At 59.5% G+C, this 23,904-nt stretch carries 19 protein-coding genes and 1 tRNA gene; 7 read left to right on the top strand and 13 right to left on the bottom strand.

Translation table 11 applies throughout. The annotated features are described in order from the left end of the window. Positions 1–343 precede the first annotated feature (343 nt). Positions 344–724, top strand: a complete 381-nt coding sequence (locus tag K227x_RS00980) for a hypothetical protein (RefSeq protein WP_145167661.1) — start codon at positions 344–346, stop codon at positions 722–724. 201 nt (positions 725–925) lie between these two features. Here K227x_RS00980 and K227x_RS00975 read toward each other — a convergent pair whose 3' ends face one another. After that, positions 926–2,281, bottom strand: a complete 1,356-nt coding sequence (locus tag K227x_RS00975; RefSeq protein ID WP_145167659.1) for a sulfatase family protein — start codon at positions 2,279–2,281, stop codon at positions 926–928. Between the two features lie 301 nt (positions 2,282–2,582). Here K227x_RS00975 and K227x_RS00970 point away from each other — a divergent pair, with 301 nt between their 5' ends. Then, complete coding sequence (locus tag K227x_RS00970; RefSeq protein ID WP_145167657.1) at positions 2,583–3,122, top strand: AlkZ-related protein; 540 nt, start codon at positions 2,583–2,585, stop codon at positions 3,120–3,122. 171 nt (positions 3,123–3,293) lie between these two features. On the opposite strand, the gene K227x_RS00965 is transcribed toward K227x_RS00970, so the two are convergent. Both K227x_RS00965 and K227x_RS00960 read right to left on the bottom strand, forming a co-directional pair. Then, entirely contained in the window at positions 3,294–4,928 is a 1,635-nt protein-coding gene (locus K227x_RS00965) for a sulfatase (RefSeq protein ID WP_218933672.1), read from the bottom strand. An 81-nt stretch (positions 4,929–5,009) separates the two neighbouring features. Continuing rightward, positions 5,010–5,083, bottom strand: a tRNA-Ile gene (locus tag K227x_RS00960). A 115-nt stretch (positions 5,084–5,198) separates the two neighbouring features. On the opposite strand from K227x_RS00960, the gene K227x_RS00955 reads away from it, so the two are divergent. From K227x_RS00955 to recG, 3 genes are all read left to right on the top strand, one after another. Further along, positions 5,199–5,759, top strand: a complete 561-nt coding sequence (locus K227x_RS00955; protein WP_145167655.1) for a hypothetical protein — start codon at positions 5,199–5,201, stop codon at positions 5,757–5,759. After that, positions 5,720–6,697, top strand: coding sequence for a carbohydrate kinase family protein (locus K227x_RS00950; protein ID WP_145167653.1), 978 nt, complete (start codon positions 5,720–5,722; stop codon positions 6,695–6,697). The genes K227x_RS00955 and K227x_RS00950 overlap by 40 nt, the downstream gene beginning before the upstream one ends. Positions 6,698–6,802: 105 nt before the next feature. Beyond that, complete coding sequence (gene recG, locus K227x_RS00945; RefSeq protein WP_145167651.1) at positions 6,803–8,971, top strand: ATP-dependent DNA helicase RecG; 2,169 nt, start codon at positions 6,803–6,805, stop codon at positions 8,969–8,971. 1,451 nt (positions 8,972–10,422) lie between these two features. Here the strand turns inward: recG and K227x_RS00940 are convergent. The 5 genes from K227x_RS00940 to K227x_RS00920 all read right to left on the bottom strand — a co-directional run bounded on the left by K227x_RS00940 (position 10,423) and on the right by K227x_RS00920 (position 14,676). Beyond that, a complete protein-coding gene (locus K227x_RS00940; RefSeq protein ID WP_145167649.1) occupies positions 10,423–11,382 on the bottom strand; it encodes an SHD1 domain-containing protein in 960 nt (319 codons plus the stop codon). A 115-nt stretch (positions 11,383–11,497) separates the two neighbouring features. Further along, positions 11,498–12,184, bottom strand: a complete 687-nt coding sequence (locus tag K227x_RS00935; RefSeq protein ID WP_145167647.1) for an ABC transporter ATP-binding protein — start codon at positions 12,182–12,184, stop codon at positions 11,498–11,500. A 12-nt stretch (positions 12,185–12,196) separates the two neighbouring features. Continuing rightward, positions 12,197–13,132 carry a prenyltransferase/squalene oxidase repeat-containing protein gene (locus K227x_RS00930; RefSeq protein ID WP_246146414.1) on the bottom strand — a complete coding sequence of 312 codons (936 nt, stop codon included), beginning with the start codon at positions 13,130–13,132 and terminating at the stop codon, positions 12,197–12,199. Further along, positions 13,129–13,722 carry a thioredoxin family protein gene (locus tag K227x_RS00925; RefSeq protein WP_145167645.1) on the bottom strand — a complete coding sequence of 198 codons (594 nt, stop codon included), beginning with the start codon at positions 13,720–13,722 and terminating at the stop codon, positions 13,129–13,131. The genes K227x_RS00930 and K227x_RS00925 overlap by 4 nt, the downstream gene beginning before the upstream one ends. Before the next feature lie 138 nt (positions 13,723–13,860). Next, entirely contained in the window at positions 13,861–14,676 is an 816-nt protein-coding gene (locus K227x_RS00920; protein WP_145167643.1) for an enoyl-ACP reductase FabI, read from the bottom strand. Between the two features lie 185 nt (positions 14,677–14,861). Here K227x_RS00920 and K227x_RS00915 point away from each other — a divergent pair, with 185 nt between their 5' ends. Next, entirely contained in the window at positions 14,862–16,859 is a 1,998-nt protein-coding gene (locus tag K227x_RS00915; protein WP_246146413.1) for a sigma-54-dependent Fis family transcriptional regulator, read from the top strand. 62 nt (positions 16,860–16,921) lie between these two features. Here the strand turns inward: K227x_RS00915 and K227x_RS00910 are convergent, their stop codons facing one another. Both K227x_RS00910 and K227x_RS00905 read right to left on the bottom strand, forming a co-directional pair. Then, positions 16,922–17,506: a hypothetical protein gene (locus K227x_RS00910; protein ID WP_145167641.1), complete on the bottom strand. Its 585-nt coding sequence runs from the start codon at positions 17,504–17,506 to the stop codon at positions 16,922–16,924. A gap of 194 nt (positions 17,507–17,700) precedes the next feature. Next, a complete protein-coding gene (locus K227x_RS00905) occupies positions 17,701–17,967 on the bottom strand; it encodes a hypothetical protein (RefSeq protein WP_145167639.1) in 267 nt (88 codons plus the stop codon). 448 nt (positions 17,968–18,415) lie between these two features. On the opposite strand from K227x_RS00905, the gene K227x_RS00900 reads away from it, so the two are divergent. Then, positions 18,416–19,825 (top strand): 2Fe-2S iron-sulfur cluster-binding protein, encoded by a 1,410-nt coding sequence (locus K227x_RS00900; protein WP_218933671.1) that lies wholly within the window; start codon positions 18,416–18,418, stop codon positions 19,823–19,825. A 50-nt stretch (positions 19,826–19,875) separates the two neighbouring features. Here K227x_RS00900 and K227x_RS00895 read toward each other — a convergent pair whose 3' ends face one another. The 3 genes from K227x_RS00895 to K227x_RS00885 form a co-directional block, all read right to left on the bottom strand. Next, positions 19,876–21,054: a M20/M25/M40 family metallo-hydrolase gene (locus K227x_RS00895; RefSeq protein WP_145167635.1), complete on the bottom strand. Its 1,179-nt coding sequence runs from the start codon at positions 21,052–21,054 to the stop codon at positions 19,876–19,878. 232 nt (positions 21,055–21,286) lie between these two features. Continuing rightward, complete coding sequence (locus K227x_RS00890; RefSeq protein ID WP_145167633.1) at positions 21,287–23,011, bottom strand: hypothetical protein; 1,725 nt, start codon at positions 23,009–23,011, stop codon at positions 21,287–21,289. 4 nt (positions 23,012–23,015) lie between these two features. Next, positions 23,016–23,903, bottom strand: coding sequence for a type III pantothenate kinase (locus K227x_RS00885; protein WP_218933670.1), 888 nt, complete (start codon positions 23,901–23,903; stop codon positions 23,016–23,018). Between the last annotated feature and the right edge of the window lies 1 nt (position 23,904).

Below are 23,904 nucleotides of genomic sequence, written 5' to 3'. Positions count from 1 at the left end.
ATGCACACGCCGCGCCAAACGACTGGGCGACAGCCCTATTCGTCCGCCGGTGCAACATTTTGTCGTGAATCAGGCCTTTTTTGCCTGATAATTGCCGAGTCGGCTTCTCAAGAGTTGCCACCACCACGGCGACCGGTGCCCGCTGACCCACCAGCCTGATCGATCACGGACCAAAGGTTTTCATCCCGCGGCCACACGGACGGTAAAAAGCAAGCATGGCATCCGATGCAGAATTTGGAGGCCGCCATTGGCACAGCATTCGCTTCCACCTCGCCGTCAGTAAAGCCATCGCAGGCGAGCCATCGTTCGCTTGCTAACCCCTCCCTTACGAAGGAATCTGATTATGAAGATTTACGCCATCCCGTTTGCTGCATTGATCACCCTTGCCGCCGTTGGATGCGACGAGTCCGCTCTGGACCAAGAGGCAGATCAAATCCGCGACCGATCGCAGGAAGTTGCCGAGGACGTGCGTGACGCGTCTCAGCAGCAAGCCGAGAATGTCCGCGACCAATCCCAGCAAACAGCAGAAGACATCCGCGACCGGACCAATAACGGCCTTGAAAGCGTCCAAGACCAAGGCGAAATGAGAGCTGATCAAGTGGAAGAAGTGGGTGAAACCAAAGCCGACCGACTGGAGGAAAGTGGCGAAGCAAAGGCAGACGCCATCGAAGAGCAAGGCGAGAAGAAAGCGGATGCACTGGAAGAAGTCGACACCGCCGAATGATCGCGGGTCACACCCTTGCCCACTTCACTTGGTGGTCATCTAGGGATCCAAAGCCGACGATGAAAACGGCGGCTTGGACAAATTTCCGGCCGGGCAAATTTTCAACGCCCGTCCAAGCACGCGACATGCAACCGCGGGTATCTCCACCGGAGAAACCCGCGTTGCATTCGGCGTGTATATTTCTTCACTCGGCCTCACCGCTCACTCTTTCGGCGCGAGCGATCCCGCCAACTGCCGGGCGTGACCACGCATTCGGTCGAAGGCGACAGGATCCTGCTGGCGAAGATTCATTTCTTCGTTGGGGTCTCGTTTCAGGTCGAACAAATACTCGCGTCCCTTTTGATCCTGAATGTACTTCAAGTTTTCTCGCCGCAGCGCGGTCCAGCTGCCACGATCGAGTTCGGCATGTTGCCCGGTCTGCCAGAACAGATCGCGTGATGGCACGGGGTCACCGTCGACTAGATGTTTCAGTAGCGATTGACCATCCACCGCGCTCGCCGGCACGTCTACGCTAGCGACTTCACAGAAGGTCGGGAACAGATCCAGTGACGACAACACGGCATCACTCTCGGTCCCCGGCTGAATCTTCTGTGGCCATCGCATCACGCAGGGAACCTTCAATCCGCCTTCGAACAATGTCGCCTTGTCGCCGCGAAGTGGTCGATTGCTGCCCCCATAGGTCGGATCGCCACCATGGTCGGTCAAAAAGATCAGCAGCGTATTGTCGGCCAGTCCGGTCTGATCCAGCGATTGCATGACCCGGCCGACTCCGTCGTCCAACGAAACCACCATCGCGGCGAATTCGCGTCGGACCTTATCGCGGATCGATGCCACTCGCTGCAGATCCTTTGCCTGCGCCTGCATGATATTGACCGTCTCGCCCTTCGACGGATTCCAACCCTTCCCGAAGTGAGGTGCGTTGTAGGGCAGGTACAGAAAGAACGGTTTCGTCGCGTCCCGTTGCGATTCCAGGAACTCGGTCGCTTCCTCGGTAATCAGTTCGGTCGCATAGCCGTTCTTGGGAACCAGTTTCGATCCTTCGTACCAGTCATCTTGGATGCCGTACGTCATCGTGAAGTAGTCGATACAGCCGCCGGTGTGGCCTTTGGAGATCTGAAAGCCGTGGTTCATGGGCATGAACGCGGGATCCCCGTGACCCAGATGCCATTTCCCAAACAAAGCGGTCGTGTAGCCAGCTTGGCCGAGCACACCGGCGATGGTTTGTTCGTCCGAATGAATGCCGCGATGGGCGTCTGATTCGGACAAGAACATCAGTGCCGACAGCAACTGATCCCGTGATCGCGATGGGTTCCGCCCCGTCAGCAATCCGTATCTAGACGGCGTACAGATCGACGACGCCGAATACCAGTTGGTCAGTCGGATGCCCTGTTTGGCGATGCGGTCGATGTTCGGCGTCGGGATCTCGCTTCCATAGCAACCGACATCGTCGACTCCCTGATCATCGCTGAAGATCAAAACGATGTTCGGCCGATCGGCTGCGGCAGCAACCAGCGAGACCATCAAGACAAACAAGAGCGAAGCCGCCGATCGATACATGAAGAATCCCTAGGATCGAAGTCAAAATACGCGGTTGCAAAACAGGAAACACAGGCACGTGAGCTTACTGAATCACGCTGGCGTACACAACAAAATCATCGCCACCTGTGCTCGGACCCCGCTGTGTTGGTTACAGTTTTGTCCATGCATGACCGTTACGAAGATCTGGCATCTTGTCTCCGCCGCTCTCTTGCCCAACGCCCCGTCCGAACGCAGTTTTGGCTGGGAATCGTTGGTGCGCCCGGATCCGGCAAAAGCACGCTCAGCCACGCCCCACTCACGATCCGCCCTGGACAAGATCATGCTAACGACATTCGACGATGCCTATCGTTTCGTCCTGGACCAGAAAATCTGCACGGTGTTTGGCAGCAAGAACTCGCCCCACCCCTCCCTGTGGGACAACACCGACCTGTCCGAACAGAAGCCCAAGGCGGGTGGCTGGAGCCCGAAGGTGATGGCGGTCTGGGATTGGAAAACCCGCATTCCGCAAACCTATCCTGAAGCGATCTTTTACGGCAAAGTTCCCGGTGGCGATGCGGTGCTGATGGAAATGCAACACTTCCGCAGCGTTCACTACCCCTGCACGTTCCAGCCAGTCATCCAACTGGATTCGCTAGCGCAAGACGTGTACCAAGCCATCCGACTCGAACCGGCCTACACCGGCCCGTTACGAAAACGAGTGATCCAGCGGACCGCTTGCACCAAAAGCCAGTTCGACACCGCCCTGAAAAAGCTGCAGGTCAGTCTGAACATCGTTCGTTCGAACGATCCCAAACTCAAGAACGATTTCTGGCTCCCGATGCGCGAGGTCCATTTGGATCTTGTGCAACTGCACGAATAGAAAAAGACTAGCGCATCGCGGAACTCGTCGACGGCTCGTCGATTGAGTCAAACCTTCAACGACCCGGGTGAGCCGCTGGCCGTGAGGCCACGGGTAGCGGTGGAATTCCCGGCCGCTTACGCGTCGCGGCTCACTCAATCTACGAAAGTCTTGACGACTTCCGCTACGTCTTCAGTTACGACTGGCCGGTCGCTTGTGAGGCTGCAGGCGGACGTAGGGCTTCAGCAGCGTCGAAAGCTGGCGGACGGTCGCGGCTTGATCAGCATGATCGGCTAGGTTGTGCACCTCATCCGAATCGTTGGCGTGATCATACAGTTCGCGACCCGCCTTCCCTTCCAGCCATTCGGTGTAACGGTAGCGGTCGGTTCGGATTGAATAGCCCCAGGCGTCTTTGCCGTGCCAGACCTGAGTCACCGCCGGCTTGTTCCATTGACTGCTTACCGGACTAGCCAACAGAGGCCGCAGCGATTGCCCCTCCAGATTCTCGGGCGGCGCGATCCCGCACAGATCCGCGAGCGTCGGGTACACATCCAACAGTTCAACGGTGCTTTGCGTCGACGCATCTTTGGCCAAGCCTGGGGCGGCGATGATCAACGGCATTTTTGCCGAACGCTCGAATGCCTTTCGCTTGTACCACAACCCTTTTTCGCCCAGGAAATATCCATGATCGGACCAGAAAACGATGACGGTGCTGTCCAGCAGATCATTCTGTTCCAACGCATCCAGCAATCGCCCTACCTGCGCGTCCACGAATGAATTGCAGGCGTAATAGGCCTGCTTGCACTTCCGCGCCTCTTCGACGGAAACGTCCTTGAAGTAATACGGCCAACCCTTGGTGTCTCGGCTAATCGCCATCGGGGGAACGTCGTCCAAGTCCCGCTTGGCCGCTTCCAGATCCGGCATCGTGATCTCATCTAACGGATACATGTCGAAGTATCGTTTCGGTGCCACGTAGGGGCAATGCGGATTGAAGAACCCGGCCGCCAAAAAGAACGGCTCGTCCTTCTTCTGCTCGATCAGTTCAATGATCTGCGAAGCGACCAAACCATCGGTGTGCTCTTCATCGCGGCTAACCGGATCCCACCACGCCATGGAGATGCCCAGTCCCGCTTTCTGTCGCCCCAATCCGTAACGTGTGATTTTTTCTTCTTGAAGACTGTCGATCCCCCGCGGGTTGAATCGCACGTCCCATGTCGCCGGATCGTCATTGGCGTCGGTTCCAATTTGAGCCGGGTTCCCGTAGTGATAGATTTTGCCAGCACGCGCCGAAAAGTAGCCGTTGTTTCGAAACATTTGCCCCAGCGTGACCACATCCGGATTCTTCTCGCGTAGTTCATGCTTCAGCGTGTGCATGTCCAGCGTATCCGGACGCAGCCCAGTCATGATGCTGGCCCGGCTCGGTCCACACAGCGGCTGCTGACAATAGGCGCGATCGAAGCGCACACCCATCTTGGCCAGCCGTTCCAGGTTCGGCGTCTTGACCTGCGAGTTCCCATACACGCCCAGGTCACAATTCATATCGTCCGCCGAGATGAACAGCACGTTCATCTTCTTATCCGCCGCCCATCCAACAGGCATCACGCCCAAGAACAGAGGCAACCCAACAACGATCCAAAACAAGCTGCGGCACATGGTGTTTCCGAATTCCGATTCAACAGACGACGACACGTTCCCACCAAAAAACAAAGCGGGATACGACAAGACCGGCCCGCCCAGGACGCTTCCGTGTTTGCCAGGAACACTGAATGTCCTTGCCCAATCTTCCGTGATCGGTTCCTCGCTTGCATCGAAGGCGTGCAAAGCCATTGAGTTCAATGGCGAGATGACGCCAACCGGATCGCGCGACCGGTGCACGCGGTGTGCACCGATTGTGTCCGATACCAAAAGTAGGGCGAGAGGGACTTGAACCCCCGGCCAAGACATTATGAGTGTCCTGCTCTAACCGACTGAGCTACCGCCCCGGGTGATGGACCACAGTTTAGGCGGAAGTCCGGCTTTTTCCTACAGCCGTTTGGGGCGCTGCATCCGCGTGGCCTGGGGGATGGCCGATCTGGCGTCTGCCGCCCATTGGACCCGGTGGCTGGAGATGGCGGGGAAACGGGTGCGGGTGCAGGTGCGGTGGTCAGAGGGGGCCAGGGGTTCCGGGCGTTGTGGACGGCAGGTGGGCGTTGGCGGGCTCTGTTTGCCGTGGGGGGAGCAAAGTTCGAGTTCGAGTTTAAGTTCGAGTTTAAGTTTTTGGAACGTGTCGCGGTTTGCAACCTGAACTTCCCCCCCCTCACCCCCGGCCCCTCTCCCCCACGTCGGACGCGAGTGGAGCTCGCGACCAACGCGGGGGAGAGGGGAGACAGGACTGCGTCAGCTCTCGTTGAACTCGAACTCGAACTCGAACTCGAACTTGAACTTGAACTTGAACTTGAACTTGAACTTGAACTTGAACTTGAACTTGAACTTGAACTTGAACTTGAACTTGAACTCGAACTTGAACTTGAACTTGAACTTCTCCCAATCGGTATGCTGGAGGGCCATCACTCGTGGCGGTTTTACTCCCGCTTTCGGAATCCGTCGCTCCACTTCGAATCTGTCACCGACGCTAGAACATGGACACAACCCACAAGCGTTTCACTTTGTTTGGCATAGGCGTTTCGGTCCTGGATGTGGTGATGGTCGTTGACGCGTTGCCCGAGGAAGAATCGGTCGTGCGGGCCGAGCGTCGGCGTGTTTCGATTGGTGGCCCAGTTGCTGTTGCTGCGGCGACGGCGGCGATCCTGGGTGGACGAGTGGGGTTTGCGGATCGCTTGGGCAGCGATGTGATGTCACACGCGCTGACCGCCGAACTTGCGGCCTCCGGAGTCGATGTCAGCCGGATCGAAATCGCCGCTGACCAGACCGCATCGGTCGCCACGGTGTGGGTCCATGCATCCAACGGTTCGCGGACGATCGTGTTCTCACCCGGCGGTGAAACACCGCTGGCGTGGAACGACAAAATCGCGGCGGCGGTCGCTGACACCACCATCCTGCACTGCAACGGGCGTCATCTGGATGTCTGCCTGCAAGCGATCCCGATCGCCAAGCAAAACAACGTCCTGGTCTCTTTCGACGGCGGCGCCCATCGATACCGCGACGAAGTACTACCGATCGTTTCCCAAGCCGACATCCTGATCGTGTCGCATCATTTCGCCGCGGCTCACTGGGCCCGATCCCAGCCACCCCGCCAAGACCAGCCACCTCACCACGAATCCGTCCAACCACCCAGCAGCGATCGATTGGCCCGATTGTTGATGGACGATTTTGGGGCCAGCTTGGTTGGAGTGACCGCTGGTCAGCAAGGCAGCTGGTTTCGAACCGATGACGGCGATCATTGGCACCAACCGGCGGTCAAAGCGTCATCCGCCATCGATACAACCGGATGTGGGGACACGTTCCACGGCGCATTCTTGCATGGCATGGCGGCTGGTTTTCCACCCCGGCGGTGCTCTGAACTGGCCGCAATCGTGGCCGCCCGCAATGCCGAAGGGCTGGGAGCACTGGGGTTCGACCGACGTCGATTGCTAGACGAACTGGATTCGATCGCCTAACCAGCCTGCTGCCGAGCGCACGGAAAGCCCCTCGAAGGTGGTGCTGCAAAATTGTGATTCCATGGGGAGGTGAATTCGAGGGCACCGATGGTTTAGGATTCGGTCATGGCCGACACATCATCCAAATCGAAAAACGCGGACGCATCGTCACCCGATGCCGGTCCAGCACTTTCGACGGCCTTGGCAACCCTGCCGGGCATGAGTCGAGCGAGAGCGGCAAGGTTTGCCAAACTGGGGCTTCGAACCATCCAGGACATGCTGTTCCTGTTTCCCCGCGACTACGAACGGCCTGCCCCGCCAGCCAAAGTGGATCAGCTTCGCGATGGCGAACCAGCGTCGCTGTTGGGAACGATCAGCGAAGGTGAAGTGGCTTCGCGGACCCCCGGAAAATCCGTTTTCGGTGCCATTGTCGAAAACGAATCGGGTGCGGTTCGCATTTTGTTCTTCAATCAAGCCTTTCGTGCCGACCAGTTGACCGTCGGACGACGCGTGATCATCTCGGGCACCCCCAAACTGAATGGGCTGCGATTCGAGTTCGTTCATCCGAAGGTCACGATCCTGGACAAGAGCGAGGATCTGCCTGAACCACGGATGTTGGCCATCTACCCGTTGACCGATGGCGTCAAACAATCCGAACTGCGCAACCTTGCTGCACAATTCCTGCCGCTTGCCGACGGGCTGCTGGAAGTGATGCCGGCGGAGCTCCGGAAGGCGGCCGCCGAGCGTCTTCGTGAACAACAAATCGATGTCGTCGGCGACCTGCCGGCGATCGACGCGGCGCTTCGGCAGCTGCATCAACCCGATAGCGACGCCCAAATGTTCACGGCTCGGACGCGTCTGGTGTTCCAGGAACTGTTGGTGATGCAATTGGCATTGGCAATGAAGCGCCGCCGATCGACCACCGAACTGCAGGCCCCGCCCCTGCCCTCCACCGCCATGGTCGACGCACGGATCACCAACCGATTGCCATTCTCCCTGACCGGTGACCAACGGAAATCCATCGACGAGATCCGGGCCGACATGTCGCGTCAGTTCCCGATGAACCGATTGCTGCAAGGAGACGTCGGCAGTGGCAAAACAGTCGTTGCCGTGTACGCGATGATGTTGGCAGTGGCCGGCAATCATCAAGCGGTGTTGATGGCGCCGACCGAAGTGCTGGCCCGCCAACACTACGATACCCTGACGGAAATGCTGGAAAGCAGCCGAGTGCGGATCGGATTGCTGTGCGGTTCGTTGACCGCAGCCCAGCGACGCGATGTCTTTGCCGGTACTGCGTCGGGCGAGATCGATTTGCTGGTCGGTACGCAGGCATTGCTGTACGGCGGCATCGAATTCCATCGGCTTGGGTTGTGCGTCGTTGATGAACAGCACAAGTTCGGCGTCGGCCAGCGAGTCCAATTGCGTGGTGGCGGGGTCGCGCCGCATTCGCTAGTGATGTCGGCGACACCGATCCCGCGTTCGATCGCGATGACAATGTTCGGCGATGTCGAACTGAGCACGATCCGCGAAAAACCGCCGGGCCGCGGCAAGGTGAATACATACCTGGCTCACGACGGATGGAAGGATCGTTGGTGGTCGTTTGTCCGCCAGCGACTTGATGAAGGCCGCCAAGTGTTCGTCGTGGCCCCGCGAGTGACCGCGTCGGAGGAAGATGAGGGCGAGGATGTTTCGTCCGTTGAAACCGTGTTCGAGGAACTCAGCACCGGCCCGCTTTCGAACTACCGCGTCGGGTTGCTGCACGGACGAATGGCCAATGACGAAAAGCAAGCGATCATGCAATCGTTTGCCGCCGGACGCACGGACGTTTTGGTCAGCACGACCGTGATCGAAGTCGGCATCAACGTCCCCAACGCTACCGTGATGACCATCCTGGGCGCCCAACGATTCGGGCTGGCACAGCTTCACCAATTGCGAGGCCGGGTATCGCGAGGACGACATGCCGGGCACGTCTGCGTGTTTACCGACGGCGAGCGTTCACCGGACGAAAACGAACGTCTGCAGGTGTTCGAAAAAACGGACGATGGTTTTGAATTGGCCGAAGCAGACTTTCGCATTCGCGGCCCGGGTGACCTGCTGGGCAGAAAGCAAAGCGGATTGCCACCGATGCGGATCGCTGACCTGAACCGCGATGTCGAAATTCTAGCGGTCGCCCGCGCGATGGCTCAGGAAATGATCGACGAGGATCCGGATCTATCCGACGGCGAACTGTCGGCACTTCGCGACCAAATGATGCGACGCTACGCCAAGCGTCTGGACCTGGGCGACGCGGCCTGATCCAGCGAGCGCAAGGGGGATGACGCGTGATTCGACAGAGAGGGCCGCGGGGGATACTTACGCGGCGCATGGCCCGCGGGGGAGACTCGCGCGGCGCATGGCCCGCGGGGGATACTCATGCGCCGCATGGACCGCGGGGATACTTATGCGGCGCATGGGCCGCCGTCGTTTAACCGTGTGCCCAGCGGGCCACGCGTTTTCTAACTGGCTCGCGCGCGCGGGGCGTTGCCCACGCGGTTAAACGATTGAGGCCGCGGCGGATACTTATGCGGCGCATGGGCCACCGTCGTTTAACCGTGTGCCCAGCGGGCCACGCGTTTTCTAACTGGCTCGCGCGCGGGGCGTTGCCCACGCGGTGAAACGATTGCGGCCGCGGCGGAGACTCGTGCACCGCATGGGCCACCGTCGTTTAACCGTGTGCCCAGCGGGCCACGCGTTTTCTAACTGGCTCGCGCGCGCGGGGCGTTGCCCACGCGGTTAAACAATTGCGGCCGCGGGGGAGACTCGTGCACCGCATGGGCCACCTTCGTTTAACCGTGTGCCCAGCGGGCCACGCGTTTTCGAACTGGCTCGCGCGCGCGGGGCGTTGCCCACGCGGTTAAACGATTGCGGCCGCGGCGGATACTCGTGCACCGCATGGCCCGCTGTCGTTTAACCGTGTGCCCAGCGGGCCACGCGTTTTCTAACTCGCGCGCGGGGCGATGCCCACGCGGTTAAACGATTGCGGCCGCGGCGGAGACTCGTGCACCGCATGGCCCGCTGTCGTTTAACCGTGTGCCCAGCGGGCCACGCGTTTTCGAACTGGCTCGCGCGCGCGGGGCGTTGCCCACGCGGTTAAACGATTGCGGCCGCGGCGGAGACTCGTGCACCGCATGGCCCGCTGTCGTTTAACCGTGTGCCCAGCGGGCCACGCGTTTTCTAGCTGGCTTGCGCGCGCGGGGCGTTGCCCACGCGGTTAAACGATTGCGGCCGCGGCGGATACTCGTGCACCGCATGGGCCACCGTCGTTTAACCGTGTGCCCAGCGGGCCACGCGTTTTCGAACTGGCTCGCGCGCGCGGGGCGTTGCCCACGCGGTTAAACGATTGCGGCCGCGGGGGAGACTCGTGCGCCGCATGGCCCACCGTCGTTTAACCGTGTGCCCAGCGGGCCACGCGTTTTCTAACTGGCGCGCGCGCGGGGCGTTGCCCACGCGGTTAAACGATTGCGGCCGCGGGGGAGACTTATGCGGCGCATGGGCCACCGTCGTTTAACTGTGTGCCCAGCGGGCCACGCGTTTTCTAGCTGGCTTGCGCGCGCGGGGCGTTGCCCACGCGGTTAAACGATTGCGGCCGCGGGGGAGACTCTTGCGCCGCATGGGCCACTGGCGTTTCACCGTGTGCCCAGTGAGGCCACGCGTTTTCTAGCTGGCTCGCGCGCGGGGCGTTGCCCATGCGGTGAAACGATTGGCGACTAGAACCGGCTTGCTTTACGGACGCCGAAGACTCGGTAGCCTGGGTACTGGGCCAATGCCATTCGGGTCGCCACGTCGCTGTTTTGAGCGGTGACCATCACCGACATGCGGCGCCCGTAGGCTCCCAGCGGTGGCTGCAGCCCGACTTCCCAGATCGACGTCACGCCCGTTGCGGCCGCCAACATGTTCAGCTTCAGGACTTCGATCTGCTGTCGCTGGTAATCCCGCTGCTGTTCTTGCTGCTGCTCCTGTTGCTGACGTTGTTCCTGATAATGCCTCGCTTCGGTCTGCATCATCAAGCTCTCTTGAGCCTGGGCCGCTTCGTTGTCATTGGACTTTGACCAGGCATCCCAGCCCGGCGACAGCACCTCCAGGTCAGCTTCGCTGAACAGAAAGAACGGCACGGCAAGCCGGTCGCCGGTTTCCAGTTCCAACAGCACCCCTTCTAGCGGATAAACCTTCGGCTCGGCCCCCAACACCTTGGCCCATCGGTTCAGCCCCTGTTCGTCTTGGAAAGTTTCCCCCTCCAATTCCGACATGATCTTCAGCACCAATTTTTGATGCAACGGGTCCAGGCGTTCGAACAGCACCGAGTTGATGACCACTTTCCCACGCAGTCGCGAGATTGACAAATCTTTCCGGCCGTAGGCCACCACACGGCCGCGAATCTTCAGACCATCGGCGGACGTCCAAGTCTGCATCTTCGCAGCCGATTCACGCAGCTTGTCGACGACTTCTTTGGATGCGATGTAATCCTGGTCCGCCTTGGACAGTTCGTCCAGCGCGACCACGACCAGCTTTCCCGAAGCCCGCTTCAAGATGACCGATGTATCGCTGGACGCGATCTCGTCGGCTTCCAACGTGTATCCGCCCGCGGCACTGGTCCATGACCGGGCCATGGCTTCGCTAGAAACCGCCAGCGTCATCAAACCAATGATCAGTTGTACAAAAATTTTCATTCTGGCCGTCTCCATCAATCGAAGAATCAGATTCAGTCTTGAAACCACCGGCATGGCTGTGACGATCCCGTCACCGAAACTGCGGAAAGGTAAGGGGGTGCGTCACCCCGGTTCTTTAGACCAGTTTACCGTCCACGAGTTCCTTTCGCTGGGACATAGCCGCCGCCAGGGTTTCGCTGTGAGTGACCGTGATCAGAATCGCACCGACCGACGCCTGCAGCGTCAGCAGTAGAGCGGTGATCGTTTCGGCGGTGCTACGATCCAGGTTTCCGGTCGGTTCGTCTGCCAAAATCAGCGTCGGTTTCATCAGCAACGCCCGTGCGATGGCCACGCGTTCCCGTTCGCCGCCGGAGAGCTCGCTGGGCAGATGCCCCAGCCTTTGCGTCAGCCCGACCTGGCTCAACAAGTCCTGTGCGTTCTGGAGATCGCCGCTGGATGGTTTGCCGATTGCCAAAGCCGGCACCAACACATTTTCGATCACCGTCAATTGAGGCAACAGGTGATGGTCTTGAAAGATGAAACCGATTTTCTGGTTGCGGAATGCGGCCAGCCCAGATTCGGACAATTCGAACGGGTCGGTTTGATCGATTCGAACCGAGCCCGAATCGGGACGATCCAAGGTCCCTAGGATTTGCAACAGCGTGCTCTTCCCGCTGCCGCTTGGCCCCACCACCGCCAACGAATCGCCACTGTGAAGTTCCAGATCCAAGTCCGACAACACCCGCAGCGGATCGCCACCGGTGGGAAACGATTTGGAAAGTCCCTGGACAACCAGCGACGGATCAGCGGACGCATCGTTCATGGAATCAAGACATCAATGAGTAAGTGTTTGACACAGCGATAGGGTCGCCAAACCATAGAAGGTGTATTCGACATCGGCCGTCTGATCCAGCGAGAAGCCAACGAACCCACCTGACGGTGACTGCATCGACATCGCGTATCGCTGAATCGCGGGGATATCGACACGGTCGTGGGCCTGCAAATCCGACAGGGTCAACAGCCCGGTGAATGACGAAAGCAAGTCTGCAAATGGAATGCGTGTATTGGCTGTCAGCCCGCCTTCGTCCGACTGCATCTCGGCAAGGAATTCGGCAGTGTCTGTGAAGTCGAACTGATCGATCAGGTCCAGCGACTTGATGGTTCCGACTGCGGCGGCGGTCGGATTGACGCCCGGTCGTTTGGCCGCACGAATCTCTAGAAATCCGCCATCGGGATGGGCCTGCGATTTCAAGAACGACTGAATCTTCTCCGGTGCGTCGATTGGCATTTCGATCAACTGATGGCACAGCACGGTCAAAAACGTTTGATAGGTGCTGCCAGCGCGACCTTCGGGTGTTTTCGCGAATCCGCCATCGTCGGTCCGCAGCGACGCCAACAATCCGGCAACGTTGGATCGCCACTGCAAATCGTCATCGGCGATCACGACTTCGCCGATCGCCATTTCACAGATGGCGGCTGCAAAGATCAACGACATCAGGTCGATCACCGATTCACGTTTCTGCAGCCGAGAACGCAAAAAGTCAGCGGCTCGTTTTCCGATTGCTTCATCCAACCCGCCGACAATCCACAGGGCGCGCAGGGCGAACGCGGTGTAGTAGGGATCACTTTCGCCTTCGCGACCAGCAAAACCACCATCGGGGCGTTGCTGGGACGCCAACCAAGCGACATGTCGTCCCCTGAAATCGTCATCCAGCCCCGCTGCTCCCATCGCCAACCGCAACGTCAGCTCGTGCAGGTACGGCAGACTCACGCAGACCCTAGCGGGTTGAAGTACTGCGGCTCGTTGCCCGCTTTCCACTTGATGTTGCAACCGATCGATGGTCGCTGCTGCTGGTCCGGTGCTTGACCGGCCAGCACAGCGTCGATGGCCGCGCGAAGATCCTGGCCCGTGACGGGGATGTCCGTCTTGGGTCGGCTGGAATCCAACTGTCCCCGATAGACCAATTTCTGATCCCCATCGAACAGGAAGAAATCCGGCGTGCAGGCGGCCGTGTAAGCGATCGCAACACTTTGGTCACCATCGAACAGGTACGGGAACTTGTACCCGCGAGCCGCCTTTTCGGTGGCCATCGCTGCGGGGGAATCGTCGGGATAGTTATCCGCATCGTTGCTGCTGATCCCGACCACCGCGACTCCCTTGCCCATGTAGTCGTTGGCCAAAGCGGCCAATTGGTCGGCCACGTGTTTGACGTACGGACAGTGGTTGCACATGAAGATCACGAGCAACGCTTTGGAGTCAGCAAACTGTTCGATCGAAACGACGTTTCCGTCAGTATCGGGTAACGCAAACGTCGGTGCGGAAGTGCCAAGTGGCAACATCGTGCTGGCGGTACGGACCATTGAATTCAGTTTCAGTTAACAGGTGTCATGGATCAGGTGAAACGTGGCAGCGGATGCTGCCCGTTGTAGCTGTGCGGATGTCGCCTCGCTGGCGATCCGCACCCCGTCAAGCCAGCGTCAGGCTGGCCCATCGAGAGATTAGGACTTCAATTTTTCTAGCAACCGTCCAGGGCTGCCCATCGCGTGATAGCCACCATCGACGTGCAGAATTTCGCCGCTGATGCCTTCGCTATTGTCGCTCAGCAGGAACGCACCGGTTCGGCCAACTTCTTCGTGGCTGACGTTGCGTCCCAAGGGGGCCATGTGTTCGTACAGGGTCAACATTTCTTCGACACCCGCCGCCCGCCCGGCCAAAGTCCGCACGGGACCTGCCGACAACGCGTTGACCCGCACACCTTGCGGCCCCATGTCGTAGGCCAGATATCGCACAGTCGCGTCCAAGGCCGCTTTGCAGATGCCCATCACGTTGTAGCCCGGCACACATTTTTCGCCGCCGAAATACGTCATCGTGGCGATCGATCCGCCCGGGTTCATGATTTCTTTGGCCGCCGCGGTGCAGGCAATCAGCGTGTAAACGCTGACATCCATCGCCAATTTGAACCCTTCACGCGATGTGTAAACCGTGTCACGAGCCAGATCGTTGCGATCTGCGAAGGCGATCGAATGCAATAAAAAGTCGATTTTCCCAAATTCTTCAGCCGCAGTCTCGAAAACGGTGCGGATGTTGCCGTCGTCTTGCGCATCTAGGGGTACGAGAAACTTTGCATTCTCGTATTTGTCCGTTAATTGCGAAACTCGGCGACGATTCCGTTGCCGTTCATCGTCCGGGCGATCGGGCAGGTGGGTGAAACCGCACTGGCCGCCAGCATCCATGATTTGCTTGGCGATCGCCCATGCGATCGAATGGTCGTTGGCGACCCCCAGAATCAGTCCTTTTTTCCCATTGAATTGCATGTGCAGCGATTCCTAGTTGGCTAGTCAAACGTGAGCGTCGAAACGCCCAACATACCGGCAAGCCATCGGGTTCGTCTATTTACCTTCCGCCGATAACCGGTTGATCGTCGCGCTATTCTGCTCTCGTGCCCCAGAGCCAGCCTAGCGCCGGACCATCACTGAACAAGACATTTGCGAGTATTCCCGTGAACAGAACTCCCATTTCCAGCCCACCGGAATCGACTGAAATTCGTTTGGCCTTGGAGATGTCACGCGCGCTGCAGGCCAAGACGATCGGGCCGACCTTTCTGCAGTCCGTGTTGCCCGAGCTGCTGCGGATGTTGGGTGGCCAAATGGGCGGTCTCGTCTCGCAACGGCAGGGATCTTGGCATTGCGCCCCCTGGGTCGGGGAAAAAACGAACTTCCCAATTGACCTGATCACCGACGCGATCGACCGAATCGGTACCGATGGGTCCGCCCCGTCCCAAATTGCCGATGGTTGGTGCGTGACCCCGATCGGGTCCGACAATGGCACGGGCGGGCTGAACACCCCGTCGGCGTTGGTGATCCGAATGACCGACGCCGAAGAATCGGCGGTTCGAGAATCCGAAGAACGCGCCCAACGGATGATTCGCACCGCCCAATTGCTGGCATCGGCCCTGCAACGCATCGAAACGCAAATGCGGCAAGCCAGACGGATCGAACAGCTGACGGCTGTGTTGGCCGCGGCGGCCGAGTGGCAGCGTCTGGACGACGACGAGGCCTTGCTGCGAAAAATCGCTGATACCGCCACATCGTTGATCGAGTGTGAACGGGCAAGTATTTTTCTGTGGGATCGCCGCCGCAGCAAACTGATCGGTCGGCCGGCCCTGGGGATCGAAGGCGGGTCGCTTGAAGTCGATGACGACGCCGGCGTGGTCGGCGAAGTCCTCCGCAGCGGCGAACCCAAGATCTGGAACGCTGGCAGCGACGACGAATCGCGAGTCAATCGCAAGGTCGACGAAAGCCTGGAATTCGAAACCCGATCGCTGGCCGCCGTGCCCATGTCCAGCGGCAGCGACGAACATCGCCGCGAAAAACTGATCGGCGTGTTCGAAGCGATCAATAAAACCGATGGCGAATTTGACGAGTTTGACGCCGTCTTGCTGGCCGACCTAGCCACGCACGCTGCGGTGGCGATCGAGTCGCTGCGAACCCGCCAACGACTGCGCAGTTCACGTGACCGGCTGGTCCAAGACGCGGCCTCGGCAACCACTTTGGTTGGCAACCACCCATCGATCGAAACCGTCCGACGAAGTGCCGAAAAGGTTGCCAAGACTGACCTGACGGTCTTGGTGTTGGGCAAAAACGGAACCGGCAAAGAAGTCCTGGCCCGCCACGTTCACTACGAAAGCGATCGGCGCAGCGGCCCGTTCGTCGCGGTCAACTGCGCGGCGCTCGTCGAAACGTTGCTGGAAAGCGAGTTGTTTGGTCACGAAAAAGGTGCCTTCACCGACGCCAACCAAACTCATATCGGAAAGTTCGAACTGGCCAGCGGCGGGACGCTGTTCTTGGACGAAGTGGGTGACATGAGCCCCGGCGGACAAGCCAAACTGTTGAGGGTGCTGGAAGAGAAAGTCGTCGTCCGTGTCGGTGGGTCGCAACCGATCCCCGTGGACGTTCGCGTGATCGCGGCCACCAACCAACCGCTAGAAGAATTGATCGCCGCGCGACGCTTTCGCGAAGACCTGTTCTTTCGCCTGAACGTGGTTTCGCTGACCCTGCCACCGTTGGCCGATCGGGGTGACGATGTATTGATGGTGGCCAACCACTTCTTGAAACAGTTCTGCTATCAGATTGGACGCCAAGTTCCCCAGTGGAGCCCGGCAGCCGAGTCGGCGCTGCTGTCGCATTCATGGCCAGGCAATATCCGCGAACTGCGAAACACGATCGAACGGGTTTGCTACCTGACCAGCGAAGACGTCATTCATCCCGATGATTTGATGATCAACGGAGCGGTGGCCCAACGCTTGAAGGGAGGACCGGCCGCCGAAATGCCGATCGAATTAAACGAAGCGACCCGCATCTTCCAAGTCGACCATATCGAGTCAGCGATCAAGACCAGCGGTGGGAACATGACGGACGCCGCAGGCCGACTGGGGCTGCACCGATCCAACCTGTATCGCAAAATGCGGCAACTGGGCATGCCAACGTCCAGCGAATGATCGGCCCACCGATGGCGGATCGTGACGTCCCGATCGTGGACGTCTAGCTGCAACCGATTCGATCAGGCGGCCTGTGGGGTGGACGCATCGGTCGCCAGCGCTGTCGTTGAATCGCCGATGCAATAGGGGCGGCCGGATTGGATCAGGGCAAACGGGATCACACGTCGCAACCGGCGTTGTCGTCGACCCCGTGGGCCGAACGTCCCCATCCCCAACAAGATCGACGGAGACAGCACACGCAGCTCGCCAACCAAGTGGCGAATCATCCCCTGATTGCGTTGTCGGTAATCCAGAATGAAAGACGGACCGGTCACCAGATGAGAATGGTCGATGTAGGTATCCATCATCAGGTCTTGAATCGGCGCGTCATGGGTCCCAAAACAGTTGTACCCTTCGCCGACGAAATCATTGATCGGCCGGAACGCTTTCCCGAACCAGGGACCTCGTGACCCAAAGGCCGCTCGGATCAAACGCGATTCGATCCAATGACCCTGGTTCAGCAGCAGCGCATCGTATTCGCCAGCCACATCAGCGATGGACGGGGCGGGCAGATCCCAGAATGTGATTTTCAGCTCGAACCGACTGGCACCAAACAGAGCGTCGTACAGAACTCGCTCCCCTGGTGTAAATGGCGTCGTATCAATCACGTTGGCACTCTTTCTAGGAAAGGACTACAAGATGGTGCCCCGTCGGGTACCAAATCCTCCCCCCCGCCGGCAAGGCAAATCCCGGTAACCCGTCACGATGGGGGTCGCCAGAATCGGGTCGCCAGAATCCGAACGACGCCGGCTGATGACCGTGATTGCGGCTTGAACATGGGCAACGGGTACCGGGACATCGGCTACATCATCATGTCCAGGTAACCGGCGGCTAACTGCTGCTGCAGTTCCACCGCTTTGTTGACCAGTTCAACCGCAGTGATGCTGGAACGCTGTTGACGCGGCGCGTCCGGCAAGGTTGCACGCCCCCACGGACTGGCATCCGCCTTGCGGTCATCGCTGGCCTGCGTCTGAGTGCTTTGGGACGTGTACTGGACGTCCGCAGTACTTGGCGGCGGTGCGACTCGAATTGCGTTGGGCCCGTTGGTCGGCCCGAGTGAATCGATCATGACAATACACACTTATAAGTGGGACTCACCTCAGCCGACTGACCGGCTGAAATGAACGAAATCTAGGCATCGGTTTCCCCCCGCTGCATTATTCCTACCCCTCTGCCCCCCCTTGCGCAAATCACCCGTGCGTATCCCCCGGTGCTATGCCCCCTCTCGCGTTGCTGCGGCAAGATGCGTCCAGCACACCATCGCCGCCCGGACAGACGTCCGTATCTAAACGCTACGTCGGAAATACACAGCGTGCGGAAAGAATCTGAAAAAAGTGTCGCGGATTTCTTCCTTGGGTTCCCGCAACGTTTCTGGCAAATCACCCCCGGTTCATAAGCTAGTTTTGGAAGAGTCATTCGCTGGATCACCGCCTGCCATGACAGGCAGGCACCGGTTCATGCGCAGAACACTGGCCGACACACAGCCGCGCAAACGATACCGCCGACAATTCGATTCCATGCATCTTGCATCCCTTTCTACGCTTGGACCAAACCTGTTCGAGACACCGCTACCGGGGCACCCCATGCTGGGACAACTGGTGCTGGGACAACTGGTGCTGGGACAATTGGCACTCGGGCATCTGATGCTGGGGTTGTTCGGCCTGTTCCTGATCTACCAACTGGTTGCTGAGTTCATGTCGCGACGCGAAGAGCGGATGTGGCACCGCAAGGACCTCACATTCGCTTCGGATTCGTCCACAGCCCTGCGGCGACAACCCCCTGCGGATGCCAACCGGGTCGATACCGCACCGCCTCCGGCCCGTATCCCCGACGCTGGCTTGGAAGACGGAACCTGGAAAGGATGGCGACTGCTTCGAATCGATGCGATCGTGGACGAGTCACCGGATTGCCGTTCATTCCGCTTCACGGCCATTCCAGATTCCGACGGTCAACCGCTGCCTCGCTTTCGCGCGGGCCAGTCGATTCTGGTCGCCATCACCGACCCGGCAACCGGGAAACGAGTTTCTAGATGCTACAGCCTGTCGGGCGGCCCCGAAGAACCTCATTACCGAATCACCGTCAAACGGGTTCCCGGCGGCAAGGTCAGCAACCTGCTGCATGACACCGCCGCGGTGGGCGACACCATTTGGGTCCAAGCTCCGCGCGGTGGGTTCCATTGCAACCCGCAACATGACGGCGACCCTTTGGTCCTGATCGCCGCTGGCATCGGCATCACTCCGATGCTGTCGATGTTGTTGGAAAACCTAGAAACGTCGCCTCAACGCCCGGTGCATCTTTTCTATCAACTCAGAACACCGGCCAACGCACCTTTCTTGGAATCGCTGCGAAGCGTGGTTGCACGATGCAGTCGGACGCTGCCGCTGAACCTGCATGTCTTCTTTAGCAACCCAGCCGAGGAACCCACCCAAGCCGACGATTCAATCGGGCGCATCGATGCCAATCACATCCTGACACAGGTGGGCCAGACCAACGGCGAGTGCATGATCTGTGGACCGGACCAGTTCATGGCATCGATCGCCGCAGGACTGGTGACCGCGGGCGTGCCCGAAGACCATGTGCACTACGAATCGTTTGGCGGGAAGTCCAAAGGCGTCGGAGCCATCGCCGCCGGTTCGCAAGACGACGCAGCCGGCAAGTCGACCGAACGGTTTCAAGTTCGCTTTGCCGAATCCGACCAGGCCGTGACCTGGACGGGCAGCGAAGAATCATTGCTGGATCTAGCCGAAGACGCCGGCGTCGAAATCGAATCCTCGTGTCGCAGCGGATCCTGCGGTGCCTGTGTCTGCAGGCTGAAACGGGGGACGGTCGCCTATGATCAACCACCGGAACATGACGTGGACGCCGGCGAAGTACTGATGTGCGTGGCACGCCCCACATCCGACGTCGAAATTGAGTCGACGCAATAGCCGGATCGGCTGCTGGAGAATTCACCCAGAGTATCCGATTCACACGCTGGCTAACCGGTGCACCAGTGACGAATCGCCTCGGCGTACAACACGGGACCACGGTTGAACTGTTCCAACAAAATGTACTCGTCCGTCGTGTGCGCCTGAGCGATATCTCCGGGGCCCAAGACCACGCGTTGATTGAGTTCAAAAAACTCACCGCCGTCGGTCCCATAACACACCGTGATGGGCGGCCCACCCGCCAAGCGGCACATGTCAACGATACAGGGCGATTGCGGGTCGATCCAAACCGGACGTCCCCCACGCATCCGACGAACCGACAATCCATTTGCCTCGGCCTGGTCCACGACTCGCTTGATCAAGGCTTCGCCATCGATTCGGGGCATCGGCCGCAGACTGCACCAAGCGGTGGATCGCCCCGGGGTGATGTTGACGGCGGTACACCCATCGCTGACGCCAAAGTTCCACGACAAATGGGGTGGATCAAAACGTTCGTCATGCAGCGACGCGTCTGCCCGAGTCTGTTGGGCAATCTCCAGCAGCGTTGCCAACACAGGAACGATCGCTTCGTTGGCATTGATGCCGCCATCAGTGCTGCTGTGCGCCGCCCTGCCCTGGCTAAGAATCGAAAGTCCCAAGATTCCTTTATGAGCGTGGACGACTCGCAATCGAGTCGGTTCACCTATGATCGCCAGCGGTTGGGCAGCGACGATCTCGCGATAGGCCTGGGAATGCTTGACCAAGTACGCCGCGCCCTCGAATCCGACTTCTTCGTCGGCCGTGCAGACCACCCAAATCGGAGCGGTTTGTTGGTGGACATCGACCTCGTCGATCGCCCCCAACATGCTGACCAGGGACCCTTTCATATCGCACGCACCACGACCGAAAATTCGGTCTTCGGCGACAACCCCCGCAAACGGATCTCCCCCGGGTCCCGTCCACGCCACCGCTGGCACCACATCGGTGTGACAAAAGTAGGCGAGCCCGCCGCTGGCCGGTTTGATCGACGAGGAATGAGGACCACCGCCGGGCCGCTTGGGATCTCGTTTGGCGACCAAGTTGACTTTGCGAACACCAGCCGCATCGTCATAGCTGGTCACTTCGACCGTGAACCCACGATCGGTCAGTAGTTCGGCGACCCGATCCGAAATATCTGCATTGCTCAATGCGCTGACCGTGGGAAAACGGATCAGGTCGAGCAGGATTTCGGTCAGCCTTGGATTGGACATGGGCGTCATTCTAAAGCCGCACCGCTCTGGCACCAATCCCGCACCGCCGGAATCCGGCAACCCGTCGAGGTAGATTCCGGATCAACGATTCAAACACGCATGCTTTAAGCAACGAGCGATCAAAAAGTGTCGTTTCTTTCTTCCCCCTCTCTCTCTAACTCTCTCCCCCCGCAAACCGCTGCGAGGCGGGGGCCAGATGACTTTTATCGCGACACGGATTGATCGCTCGTTGCTAAGCGCCCGGGTACAGATACCGAATCGCGTCCTGCATCAACTTGGTATCGGCGTCTTCGACCTGCCCGTCCAAGCGTCCCAGCACTTCGATGGCTTCGTCACGATAACCTTCGTTTGAGATCGGCGCGATGGTTTGATAGATCACCATCGCCGCCTGGCGTGTCGGGCCTTCGGCGATCGAAAACGCCGCTAACTTGGCCGCCAGCGGAAACGGAAACTCGTCGAACTTGAAGGTGCGATTCTTAGCGTTGTATCGCACCACCAAAAAATCATCGCCCTTCTCGACAATCACCACGCGAAAGTCATCACGCACTTCGAAGTCGTTTCCGACTTGCAGATCCGCAACGCCTCGCTGGATCCCGCCTTGGTAATAGGATGCTAAATCGGCCAGCTGATACAGGCCTTCGGCGAGCAATTTCTGGTCCGCGTTCATCGGCAGAGACAACGTCGCCTCGGCCACTGATTTCATCTGATCCCATTGATGCGAGCGAATGACTTCACCGACTTTTTCGATCGCGGCGTCAGCCGTTGCGACGTCGGCGTCGCTGGTTTCGATGGGTGGCGGCGACATCGCCGTGTTGTCCATGGGCATCTGCATGGACGGCTCGCCATTGACGGGTTCGCCCAACCCCGTTTCCACAGTTGCCATTGCATCATCGGCAGTGGGTGTTCCCATCATCGCCGGTGGAGGCGGTGTCGCGGGTGTCATCGCCGCATTGCCCCCGACCATGATCGGTTGATCCAGCATCAGATCCGGCGGTGGAACACTGGTCGCATTCGATGTTGTCGGGACATCGTCTCGCATCCCGCCCATCACCGGGTCGAAACGTCGTGGCAGCTTGGCCGATCGGCGCTGTCCATCATCGATCGGTCGCGGAGTCGAAACGCCCGAACTGCTTGCCGCACCTTGGGGCTGGGTCGATATCGTCAGCGCCCCACCTTGGCTACTGATCGCCAAAGTTCCCGGCCCCCAAAACAGGAAGTAAGCCAACGAACCAATCAACGTGATCATGCCCAACAGAACCGTTGCCATCACCAAGTTGCCAATCAACGAACTGCGACGGGTTTTGACCACCTTGGCTCTGCGGATGACCGGGCGGGGCGAGCCCTGTGTCGCAACCACCGGCGAAACGGGCATCTGCGATGGTGATGGCCCCCCGACATCTCCGAAACCCGATGGGTGCACCGGAGCGGACGATGGAACCCCGCCCAACGGATTGGGCGTCTGAGCACCGCCCGGGATCGGAAATGGGTGGGGAGCCGATGGCGACGGACTGGCCGCTGGCATCACGGGAGCCATCGGATTGACCGGCGGCAGCATGCCGGCCAACGGATCGGACTTGGGGCTCGGCGACGACTTCGGCTGACGGCTGTCCGGCTGCGCGGGTACTGGCTGCACACTTGCCGGCTGCGTCGGGGAAGGCTGCGTAGGGGAAGGCTGCGGATCCACCGGAATGATTCCGAAGCGGGCGTCCAGTTCCGCTTTTTTTGCGGGGTCCGCCAGCGTGACGCGAGCCGCCTGGACCAATCCGGCCGCCCGTTTCCACAGGGTCGGATCGGTCGCTGCTTTGATTCCCCGCAAGCGAGCCACCGTTGCTTGCACCGCTGCATTGATCTTGCCTGGGTCCTGCTCGCCAGCGGTCAACCCAAAGACCTGATAGGCGTGCGGCGATGACGCCGATTCTTGGATGGGCAACAGATCCGATAGTTTTTGGGCCGCCATGGAACTACAGATGGGGTAAGTTTAATAGACCGCGACAAACAAGATTTGATTTTTGGTGATGACGATATTGTACATAAGGCGACAGCGTGGCCGAGTCGCCGCCGGTCAGGACCAATAGCACCGATCCGGCGTCCGGCTGCGGAACCGATTCCGCTACCTCTTTGCCGCCGACTGCATCCATCGCGCTGGCACCCATTTTGCCGGGGGCCATCTTGCTGGAGGCCGTCGCCATCCAATGGCCCGCCGCAGCATCGATGTATCGCCGTGTCAGCCCGTCGATTGCCGAGGCGACGCCGATCAGGACACCTGCATAGATCGCATCGGCTGTATTCTTGGCCGGCAGCGGCACGTCGCCTTGCAGAGCCCGATCGGACCACTGGATATCTGGCAGCGCATCGGTTCCCGTGGCCAGAGCCCGCGACTGCAAGCTCAACCCTGGCAGAATCGCTCCGCCACAGAAACAACCCTTGGCATCGACCCAGTCCACGGTCACGGCGGATCCCGCATCGACCACCACCATCGGTGCTGCGGCGGATCGTCCCCAGGTCTGGTAGGCCGCGTAGGCGCCTAGCAGACGGTCGATCCCCAAACGCTCGGGAGAATCCACGGCGACTTCCATCGGCACGTCACGAAAGGTCACCAGATCAATCTTCGCATCCGGTGCGGTCCGGTCGACGGTTTCCATCAACCGCTGGGCCGCGCCGCGGTGAACGCTACCGATTCGCCAGTGCGTGTCTTTGCACCCCAGTCGGTCGCGCACCCATTCGACGGTGCGCTGATGCCAATCCGAACAACTGATCGCGATCCAGTGGTCGATAATCGAATCACCCTGCCGGACAGCCAGCTTGACCGCGGTATTCCCAACGTCAACCGCGACGGTACAAGCGGTCAAC

This window comes from Rubripirellula lacrimiformis (assembly GCF_007741535.1).
In the GTDB taxonomy this organism is placed as follows: domain Bacteria; phylum Planctomycetota; class Planctomycetia; order Pirellulales; family Pirellulaceae; genus Rubripirellula; species Rubripirellula lacrimiformis.
Note: the sequence above shows the minus strand (reverse complement) of the source record. Positions and strands in the feature narration are given on the sequence as shown.

What these genes read in the sequence shown, in the direction of transcription:
- K227x_RS00975 (WP_145167659.1), bottom strand. Translation starts at nt 2,281, where the DNA reads ATGTATCGATCGGCGGCTTCGCTCTTGTTTGTCTTGATGGTCTCGCTG.
- K227x_RS00895 (WP_145167635.1), bottom strand. Translation starts at nt 21,054, where the DNA reads ATGTCCAATCCAAGGCTGACCGAAATCCTGCTCGACCTGATCCGTTTT.
- K227x_RS00940 (WP_145167649.1), bottom strand. Translation starts at nt 11,382, where the DNA reads ATGAAAATTTTTGTACAACTGATCATTGGTTTGATGACGCTGGCGGTT.
- K227x_RS00980 (WP_145167661.1), top strand. Translation starts at nt 344, where the DNA reads ATGAAGATTTACGCCATCCCGTTTGCTGCATTGATCACCCTTGCCGCC.
- K227x_RS00965 (WP_218933672.1), bottom strand. Translation starts at nt 4,928, where the DNA reads ATGGCTTTGCACGCCTTCGATGCAAGCGAGGAACCGATCACGGAAGAT.
- K227x_RS00950 (WP_145167653.1), top strand. Translation starts at nt 5,720, where the DNA reads ATGGACACAACCCACAAGCGTTTCACTTTGTTTGGCATAGGCGTTTCG.
- K227x_RS00935 (WP_145167647.1), bottom strand. Translation starts at nt 12,184, where the DNA reads ATGAACGATGCGTCCGCTGATCCGTCGCTGGTTGTCCAGGGACTTTCC.
- K227x_RS00920 (WP_145167643.1), bottom strand. Translation starts at nt 14,676, where the DNA reads ATGCAATTCAATGGGAAAAAAGGACTGATTCTGGGGGTCGCCAACGAC.
- K227x_RS00970 (WP_145167657.1), top strand. Translation starts at nt 2,583, where the DNA reads ATGCTAACGACATTCGACGATGCCTATCGTTTCGTCCTGGACCAGAAA.
- K227x_RS00890 (WP_145167633.1), bottom strand. Translation starts at nt 23,011, where the DNA reads ATGGCGGCCCAAAAACTATCGGATCTGTTGCCCATCCAAGAATCGGCG.
- recG (WP_145167651.1), top strand. Translation starts at nt 6,803, where the DNA reads ATGGCCGACACATCATCCAAATCGAAAAACGCGGACGCATCGTCACCC.
- K227x_RS00905 (WP_145167639.1), bottom strand. Translation starts at nt 17,967, where the DNA reads ATGATCGATTCACTCGGGCCGACCAACGGGCCCAACGCAATTCGAGTC.
- K227x_RS00925 (WP_145167645.1), bottom strand. Translation starts at nt 13,722, where the DNA reads ATGGTCCGTACCGCCAGCACGATGTTGCCACTTGGCACTTCCGCACCG.
- K227x_RS00900 (WP_218933671.1), top strand. Translation starts at nt 18,416, where the DNA reads ATGCATCTTGCATCCCTTTCTACGCTTGGACCAAACCTGTTCGAGACA.